Source organism: Sphingomonas sp. LH128, from assembly GCF_000293195.2.
Taxonomy (GTDB): Bacteria; Pseudomonadota; Alphaproteobacteria; order Sphingomonadales; family Sphingomonadaceae; genus Novosphingobium; species Novosphingobium resinovorum_A.
Genome location: NZ_ALVC01000005.1, coordinates 1 through 8,504, shown reverse-complemented (window position 1 = coordinate 8,504; position 8,504 = coordinate 1). Strand labels below are relative to the sequence as shown.

The window sequence follows — 8,504 nt, the reverse complement described above, 5'->3', positions numbered from 1 at the left end:
GCCGTGAGCAGTCGGTCCGTGACGTTGCCATGGCGGTGTCGGCCTACGGAGGCGCTGAGTTGGCCCGGCTCAACGTCGAATCCGGCGTGGACATCGTCCGGCTCACTCCCGGGGTTTTTCTGTCCAACGCTGCTGCTGGCCAGAGCCAGCAATATTCGATCCGTGGAGTGACCCAGAACGACTTCAATGATATATTCGAGGGGCCGATCGCGGTCTACTATGACGACACCTACGTGCCGTCGCTACAGGGGCAAGTGTTCGGGACCTTCGATCTTGAGCGGGTCGAAGTTCTCAAGGGACCGCAAGGCACACTGTTCGGGAAGAATGCGACCGGCGGCCTGATCCATTTCATTCCCCGTCAGCCAACGAATCAATTCGAAGGCTTCGCTGAAATTAGCTACGGCAGCTTCGACACTGTTCGGGGCGAAGGCGCGATCAGCGGCCCGCTTTCGGATGACGTGAGGGCTCGTGCCTCGGTGCTGTATTCGCGCCAGGGCAGCTACCTCCAAAACGTCTATCCAGCAGGACTCGCTTTTCCCAGCGCGCCGCCGACCCCACGTTTTGGCGAGGATCTAGGCAAGGAGGACATGCTGGCTGGACGATTGCAGATCGAAGCCGACGTCACCGATCGCCTCAATCTGAGATTGGCCGGAACGGCCGCCCGCCTGAAGCTCGGGACCGCGCCCTACACGTCGCGCGCCCTGGTTCCGGTGTTCAATGCGGCGGGGCAACATGTCGGTACGGTTGCCCCGCCGGCGGGGACGCCGGACGGCCTTGGCTTTGTCGCGCCTCTTGACCATCAGCAAACAGCATCCGATTTCGCGCGCGGCGACGGCTACTATCTGCGGTCCTATGATGTTTCACTCCACACGAATCTGGCGTTCGACGGGTTCGACCTGATTGCCGTGTCGAGCTACAAGCGCTTCGAAAAGTCGATTGCGGTCGATGTCGATGGCGGCGCGGTCAACTTCCTAGCGCTTGGCACCGCCAACAGTTCGGACAGCTTTACGCAGGAAATCCGGCTTGCAGGCGAAACCGACGGCAAGCTCAGTTGGGCGACCGGTGCGTTCTTCTCCTCAGTCAGCGCCGACTCCAATATTGGCTTCTTGGCGCCGAGAAACTCTTTGTTCGCGGAGTCCTTGGGAGCCGGTCCGGTCGGTGTGGACCTGATCAATCAGGTGACATTCAAGAATACCAACTATTCGGTGTTTGCCCAGGTGGATTATCCATTGTCCGACCACTTTAAGGTGGTGCTTGGTGGTCGCCTGATTCATGAGCGGCTTCGGTACAGTTTTGCGTCGAGCATCTTTGCCAACACGGACGATTATGCCATCGATACGGATGTGCTGCTGGTACCGGGCATTCAGCCTTCGACGAGCAATCGCGTGAACGATACCTTGTGGGCGGGGAAGTTTGCGCTCGAATATCGTAGCGGGGATGGATCGCTAATCTACGCCAGTATCAATCGCGGCGTTAAGGGCGGCGCTTTCAATGGTAAGCTGCCCGACAACAGCCCGCCGCTGCAACCTTCGGAAATCCCTTACGGCCCGGAAACCCTTTATTCTTACGAGCTAGGCGCGAAGACGGCGCTATTCGATAATCTCCTTCGCCTGAGCGCCGCCGTATTCTACTATGATTACAAGGACTATCAGACGTTCGCGCTCCAGAATGCCTCTGGCATCATCAGAAACAATGATGCCCATGTATGGGGCGCCGAGGTGGATGCCCAATTCACCATCGGCGAGCGACTGCGTGGCGGATTGGCGATGGCCTATACCAAGGCGACGGTCGAGAATGTGGCGATCGCCGCAGCGACACCGACCGCACCGGCGGTGCTGGCGGATGTCCGCCCCACCTTTTCTCCGCGTTTCCAGCTGTCAGGCAACTTGGCCTATGAACTGCCTTTTGCACCACTTGGCGGAAAGCTGTCGTTGCTTACCGATGGCTCCTACATTTCCAGCTTTTACGACAATATCCGCAACTTCGCGGGCCAGCGGCACGACGGCTACGCGCTGGTCAATGCCGGCTTAGCCTGGACCAGCGCCGACGCGGCATGGACCCTAAAGTTCTACGTGAAAAACGTCTTCGAAGCACAGTACGTCGAGACTGCGTTCGACGTTTCCACTTTGTGCGGTTGCAGCGAAATCCAGTATTCGAAGCCGCGCCGGTGGACCGTGTCGCTACGCAAGGAATTCTAGGGCTTTATGAAAGGACACTCATGATGAACGAACCGCTCAACCAGCAGCTTCATAGCCGCTATCCAAATCTCAGTCTGGAGCCGATCCCGAGCTCACGGATCTGTTCGCAAGCGTACTTCGAGAAGGAACGGGACGCCATATTTCGCAATACCTGGCTCCAGATTGCGCGGACCAGCGATTTGCCGAAACCAGGTTCCTATTTCGTCAGAGACATTCCGACTCTCTCGACTTCGGTCATTGTCACACGAACGCGCGACGGGGCACTGCACGCCTTCAAGAACGTGTGCCCTCATCGCGGCATGAAATTGTGCGTTCCCGGAACCCATACGCATAACCGGATCAACTGCCCCTTTCATGGCTGGGCATTCGATCTGAGCGGCCAGGTAGCTGGAATCCCCGGCGAAGAATATTTCTTCGACTTTGACAAGGCGGATCATGGGCTGAAGCCAGTCAATGTCGGGGAATGGTCAGACCTGGTCTTCGTGAACTTCTCGCCCGAACCCGAGCAGAGCCTGCAAGTGTTCCTTGGCGAGCTTTACGATGATTTTCATGGTTTTTTCGCAACGGATCACTGGCAGGCGGTGCGAAACTATAACTGGACTCTGGATTTCAACTGGAAGCTTTATCTGGATAGTTCGGTTGAGGGCTATCATGCAGCCTATGTCCACTTGTTCAACAATACTGGACAGGTTGCGGCAACCAATCCCGATCCGCTCTGGCTGCCCAACGACTGGGTCCGCCTGTTTAAGGATCACCGGGTGGTCGGAGTTCCGCAAAATGTAGGCGAGCGTGAGCTTGCACCGATGGAGGCGCTCGCCTTCCAGTATGGTGCCGTGGCAGCCTATAATGAAGGCGGGGTTGCGCTCCCGCCGGGAATCAACAACACAAAGTCGAAGGACTGGGCTTTCGATATTCTCGAGGTCTTTCCAAATTCGGTCTTGTTCCTGAGCGCCAATCTGTTTGGAATCATTCGCCTGTGGCCGGTCGCCGCGAACCGCACTCATTGCGAGCTCGAAGTTTACCTACCGACGGCTACCACGGCTGCGGGGCGCGTCAGCCAGGAATATGGTGTTGTCTCGCTGCGTGATGTGGTGCGCGAAGACATGAATACCGCCGTTGCGATCCAGAGCGTCGCCGAGCCTGACGGTGAGTTTGTCCTGTGTGATCAGGAAATCGCGGTCCGTCACCAGTACGAGACCATCCATAGACACGTTGAGAATTGCAGGAGTCACGCCGATGTCTGACGTCGCAAATCGGGGGGTGACCTCGAACAACCTGCCCCAAAACTTCAGAGATCTTGATCCGTGGGTGAGCGAATGGGCGCTTGGCTCGGAGCGGCAGCGGTTCGCCAAACGAACCGGCAGCACAATCGAAGAAATCAGGCCGTTTTACGATGCGGTGTCGCCGCGGATGCCGGCTGTGATGGCTTACCTAGAAAAGCTTCCGATTGAGGGGTTGACGCCTGAGGATGATGCGCTTTTGCAAATAGCGATGTCCTACGTTGAGATCTCGCGCTGCTTCGAAGCGTGGAATCAGGTCGATGTGCGCGCCGACTTCTTCAAGCCCGCAGACCTCCAAACTGATCGTTGAAAATACTGAAGGGAGTGCAGTTCCGATGAACGCTCATATGTTGCCTGAGAAATACAGGGTTCTGGAACTCTTTGCGCGCGATTGGATCCTTCCGACGCAGACCGCACGCCAAGAGAAGCGGCTTACTACGAGCATTGCGAAATTGCGAGAATTCTACGATGCCATGACACCGCTGATGACGGATATCCTTGAGGATTTCGATGCCAAGGTGCTTGAGGATCTTACCGACGAGGAAAACAACCTGCTTCAACTTAGCTATGGGCTGGCGATGGTCGCGCCGGCAATCGAGTTCTTCCATCAGCCGGCTGTCGTTTGTGGCTTCGACGCGCGCAAGTTCCTGCCCACCCACGAGGCCGTAGCGAACCGTCCGGCCATGTCGGTCGCGCGCGAGGCGTTCGTTTAAGGATTGCTGCGATGACCAGGCCTATCGATGAACGCATTGCCGAACTGGAGCGGAAGATCGAGCGCCTCGACGACATTGAGGCGATCAAGCGGCTCCGCTGGCGATATTCCCGGGCCTGCGATGACGATAATAACGTCGACTTGCTGCTTCCAATGTTCACCGAGGACGCAGAGGTTGTGCTCAATCCGCCGTTTTCTGGTGCGCACAAGGGGCACGCAGCGCTGGAAGCTATGTATCGCGACAATGCCCGTGTGAACGGTGTGCGCTGGACCACGCATTATTATCTGCAACCGCTCATCAATGTCAGCGGCGACGGTCAAACAGCAGAAGCCTCGTGGTACCTTTGGGAGCCCGCAACGATGGATTTCCCCGACGCTTCCAACGAGGGGGTCTGGCTCGCCGGTGAATATTTCGACCGCTACTGCAAGATTGATGGCGAATGGAAATTTACCCGTATCGAAATCAACATCCGACTGATGGCGTCGTACGATAAAGGATGGGCCGACGGCCCGATCCGGGGTGCGCAGCGCTGAGGTCAGTATGCTCTAAAGCATTGATGGGAATTGAATATGAATATCCAAACAGCCGAATCGTGGACAAAGAAGCTGAATCTAGGCACTGGCCCAGTCAGCCCTGAGGTCTACACCGATCAGGCGCAATTCGAGCTAGAGCGTGACAAGATTTTTCGTCGCTACTGGCTGAACTTGGGTCGCGAATCCGATATCCCGAAGGCGGGTGACTACATTGTCCATGACATCCCATTCCTAAAGGTCAGTGTCCTGCTGACACGCGGGCGGGATGGAAGTATTCGCGCCTTCCACAACGCGTGCCCTCACCGCGGCAACAAGATTTGCCAAAAATTGGCCGACAATACGTCCTTTGTGAAAACCGGCAACAAGAAGTTTTTCGTGTGCGAATTTCACGGCTGGGTGTTCAGCGACAAGGGCGATGTCGTCGACATTCCAGACGAAGAGCAGTTCTTTGACATCGATCGGCGTACTCTTGGCCTTTTGCCGATAGCCATCGATTTCTGGGAAGGCTTCATTTTCGTCAATCTCGACGAGACGCCTCACCTCACGCTCGACGAGCAACTGGGTGGCCTGAAGGAGGAACTGGCTGGCTATCCTTTCAGTACCTACAGCCCCATTTTTGGCTATGAAGGAGAGGTGGGATGTAACTGGAAGCTCAGCGTCGATTCCCAGGTCGAAGGCTATCATGCGGTTACGCTGCATCGGCGTACTCTCGGCAACTCGCTCGGCGGCCAGAAAAACCCCATGATTCACATGCTGGACTTCTCGGCATTCGGCGAAAATCATCGCCTTTCGATGCCGGCGGGAGCGAACCCGACGCGCGGCCCGATCGATGAGCTGGCGGCGAAGTATGGCCCTTCGATTCGCTCCTATAATAGTGGGCAGATCGTGGACATGCCGCGTGGGGTGAACCCCACGCGCGACAAGGAATGGGCAGCTGATATTTACTTCGTTTTCCCAAATTTCTGGATCGCGCTGTTCGACGGTCAATATCAGACCCACAATTTTTGGCCTGTCTCGGTCAGCCGCATGTATCAGCGCATCAACATGTATTCGACGGAGCCTGAAACCGCCGCCCAGGCGTTCGCCGTCGAATATGCGCGTGTCATGTCGAGCAATGTCTGGCTGGAAGATTTCAGCACGCTTGAGGACTGCCAGGCCGTAGCTGAATCCGGCGTCATTAAACAGTTTTACTTTCAGGATCAGGAAGTGCTCTGCCGCCGCTTGCACGAAACAGTTGAGCGGATCATTCGGCGATGAATGGGCGCCTTCAAACACTAACCGAAAAAGCTCGGACGGATTTAATTCACCTGTCCTGAGGGGAACGGGATAATGAGATGGGTGATGGGTAATCCTCACATTACTAGTTGTTGTTGGAGCGTATTTCTGGTTCTTGCCGAACTTTGCAATAAGGAGTAATGCCATGAAACGCCAGGACCTCACTGAGAAGCTGCTCGACATCAAGCGTGAGAAGGGCTGGAACTGGGCACATATCTGCGAGACGATCGGCGGCGCCTCGCCCGTCCTGGTCACTGCCGGTATTCTCGGCCAAATGCGCTTCACCAGAGCGCAGGCTTCGGCTGCCGCCGAGTTGTTCGGCCTGACCGAGGCGGAGACCCGGCTGATCCAGGAGGTGCCCTATCGCGGCACCTTCACGACGCCGCCGACCGACCCGCTGGTCTATCGCTTCTATGAGCTTGTCAACATCTTCGGCACGAGTTGGAAGGAACTGATCCAAGAGGAGTTCGGCGACGGCATCATGTCGGCGATCGACTTCGACTTCGCCATGGAGCGCCTGCCCGATCCGGCGGGCGATCGTGTAAAGATCGTCATGTCGGGCAAGTTCCTCCCCTATCGCTACTATGGTGCAACCGGAAACCATCCAGTCAACGGGCTTAAAGAAGCCTAATCGAAGATAGATTTCGCCGTTGGTTTCCAAGATGTCTAGCACAATAGAGCGCGGCCTGTAATATGGAGATAGTGATTGAAACTCTAAGTCGCCAGCATCTTCAAGGGTCATGCGTCTTTTGTATATACTGGTGACATCCGCCCCTGATTGTTCATCAGTCAGAGGTAGAGTCTCGCTCTTCATGATGGTTGATTGAGGTGATGGCAACATGCCTGGGAGCATGCCCCCAAGCATGTTGGCCGGCGCTCTCGGCAGGGGTGTGCCCCGCTTCCAATATCGGACGCTGCCCTTGGACGGTCAAATTCAGAGAGGGGTGCGTCAACCGGGGGACCCTCAAACAATGGAAGGACTCTACCTCTGACTGATGAACAATCAGGGGAGCACGTCAGAGGAAAACTAATATGAAAACAATGATTCGGCTGTGCAAGGCCGCTGATGTCACAGAAGGTGAGCCTGTGGCCGTTAACCGGGACGGACTCCCCGCACTAGCTGTTTACTGTTTCGAGAATCGATACTTTGCGACAGACAACACCTGCACCCATGGCAACGCATTTCTGACCGATGGGTACCAAGATGGAATGATTATCGAATGCCCCTTCCACGGTGGAGCGTTCGATATTGGAAGCGGGGCACCGACCGCCTTCCCCTGCCAGATCGCCTTAAAGACTTATAAGGTGGTTCTGGATGACGGCTGGATAGCTATCGAAGTGCCCGACCAGGGCGGCATGGTGGAGCAATGAGTTAGGGGCTGACATAGATAGCAGATAAAGGTTATGTATGTCATATGGTTAGAGAGAGGCAGCAGGAGCTGCCTTCGGCGAGGTGTCCAGGAAGAACTGATCAAGTATTTCTGCGCTGGGGTGGCGGCGCGTGCGGCGGCGGAGATTTCGGTTGACGTGAACCTACAACGACCACATCATCGCACAGCTATGTTGGTGCGGAGGTCGTCCACGACACATACGCTGCTCTCTTTCAGAGAGACATCGATTCCGGCATAGTACTCCATGGCTGTTCCTCTCATGATGCTTGGGGCCGATCACTCGGACCCCGTTTTCAACACCATCATTCTGAGGGACAGCCACCAACCTGGCTACTCTTGAGACGCCGGCCCATTACGGCATCTAGTGGATTGATTCCAACGCTTGGTGCCCGCGCCTCGATTTGGAGGCGGAAATCGGACAGGAATTGCCGCTATTCGGATTGACGGCAATGTCGATTGTTCCGATGCTTTGCTGCATGGCGGGCCTAGATTTGAGAGGTGCGGGCGCGTCGCGCGCAGATCGCTGAAGCGGCTTCGTCGGACAGTCGGCAGACGGGGCGGTTGTCAAGACCCGGTGTCTCGAGCATTTGGACGAGAACACATGTTCTTTCGAGGCTGCCGCCTCGAAAGAACAGCGAGTAAACAGGAGGAGGCCGGTATATGAGTGTTGGCTTAACCGCCACCGATTGCCCGGAAATTGGCAAGTCCCTGACTGTCGATGGTAGTACGACCGGCTCTGTTGCAAAAATCGTGAAGCTTGAGCATGCTTGGCGGAGATTGGACGGACGGAACGATGACGGATTTCAAGTGGCGCCATTTCCAGGGTGATGTGATCCTGTGGGCGGTGCGCTGGTATTGTCGCTATCCGATCAGCTATCGCGACCTTGAGGAAATGCTGGCGGAACGCGGCATTTCGGTCGACCATACGACGATCTATCGCTGGGTCCAGTGCTACGCCCCGGAGATGGAGAAGCGGCTGCGCTGGTTCTGGCGGCGTGGCTTTGATCCGAGCTGGCGCCTGGATGAAACCTACGTCAAGGTGCGGGGCAAGTGGACCTACCTGTACCGGGCAGTCGACAAGCGGGGCGACACGATCGATTTCTACCTGTCGCCG

8 protein-coding genes and 1 pseudogene are annotated in these 8,504 nt (G+C 56.3%); all 9 read left to right on the top strand.

Annotated elements, in window-relative coordinates:
- Nucleotides 1-2,198: TonB-dependent receptor (locus LH128_RS00785; RefSeq protein WP_008827658.1), on the top strand; the 2,198-nt coding region annotated here is incomplete at its 5' end.
- Nucleotides 2,199-2,221: 23 nt separating this feature from the next.
- Nucleotides 2,222-3,442: an aromatic ring-hydroxylating oxygenase subunit alpha gene (locus LH128_RS00780; protein WP_008827657.1), complete on the top strand. Its 1,221-nt coding sequence runs from the start codon at nt 2,222-2,224 to the stop codon at nt 3,440-3,442.
- Nucleotides 3,435-3,788 (top strand): hypothetical protein, encoded by a 354-nt coding sequence (locus LH128_RS00775; RefSeq protein ID WP_008827656.1) that lies wholly within the window; start codon nt 3,435-3,437, stop codon nt 3,786-3,788. Before LH128_RS00780 ends, LH128_RS00775 begins: the two co-directional genes overlap by 8 nt.
- Nucleotides 3,789-3,813: 25 nt before the next feature.
- A complete protein-coding gene (locus tag LH128_RS32925; protein WP_008827655.1) occupies nt 3,814-4,191 on the top strand; it encodes a hypothetical protein in 378 nt (125 codons plus the stop codon).
- Between the two features lie 11 nt (nt 4,192-4,202).
- Nucleotides 4,203-4,724, top strand: coding sequence for a nuclear transport factor 2 family protein (locus LH128_RS00765; RefSeq protein ID WP_008827654.1), 522 nt, complete (start codon nt 4,203-4,205; stop codon nt 4,722-4,724).
- 36 nt (nt 4,725-4,760) lie between these two features.
- Nucleotides 4,761-5,981, top strand: a complete 1,221-nt coding sequence (locus tag LH128_RS00760; protein WP_008827653.1) for an aromatic ring-hydroxylating oxygenase subunit alpha — start codon at nt 4,761-4,763, stop codon at nt 5,979-5,981.
- 163 nt (nt 5,982-6,144) lie between these two features.
- Nucleotides 6,145-6,630: a cyanase gene (gene cynS / locus LH128_RS00755; RefSeq protein WP_008827652.1), complete on the top strand. Its 486-nt coding sequence runs from the start codon at nt 6,145-6,147 to the stop codon at nt 6,628-6,630.
- Between the two features lie 401 nt (nt 6,631-7,031).
- Nucleotides 7,032-7,370, top strand: a complete 339-nt coding sequence (locus tag LH128_RS00750) for a non-heme iron oxygenase ferredoxin subunit (RefSeq protein ID WP_008827651.1) — start codon at nt 7,032-7,034, stop codon at nt 7,368-7,370.
- Nucleotides 7,371-8,183: 813 nt separating this feature from the next.
- Nucleotides 8,184-8,504, top strand: a pseudogene (locus LH128_RS00745) (IS6-like element IS6100 family transposase); the annotation flags it as partial.

Excerpts from the sequence above, each read along its gene's own strand:
- LH128_RS00780 (WP_008827657.1), top strand. The coding sequence starts at position 2,222 with ATGAACGAACCGCTCAACCAGCAGCTTCATAGCCGCTATCCAAATCTC.
- LH128_RS00775 (WP_008827656.1), top strand. The coding sequence starts at position 3,435 with ATGTCTGACGTCGCAAATCGGGGGGTGACCTCGAACAACCTGCCCCAA.
- LH128_RS32925 (WP_008827655.1), top strand. The coding sequence starts at position 3,814 with ATGAACGCTCATATGTTGCCTGAGAAATACAGGGTTCTGGAACTCTTT.
- LH128_RS00765 (WP_008827654.1), top strand. The coding sequence starts at position 4,203 with ATGACCAGGCCTATCGATGAACGCATTGCCGAACTGGAGCGGAAGATC.
- LH128_RS00760 (WP_008827653.1), top strand. The coding sequence starts at position 4,761 with ATGAATATCCAAACAGCCGAATCGTGGACAAAGAAGCTGAATCTAGGC.
- cynS (WP_008827652.1), top strand. The coding sequence starts at position 6,145 with ATGAAACGCCAGGACCTCACTGAGAAGCTGCTCGACATCAAGCGTGAG.
- LH128_RS00750 (WP_008827651.1), top strand. The coding sequence starts at position 7,032 with ATGAAAACAATGATTCGGCTGTGCAAGGCCGCTGATGTCACAGAAGGT.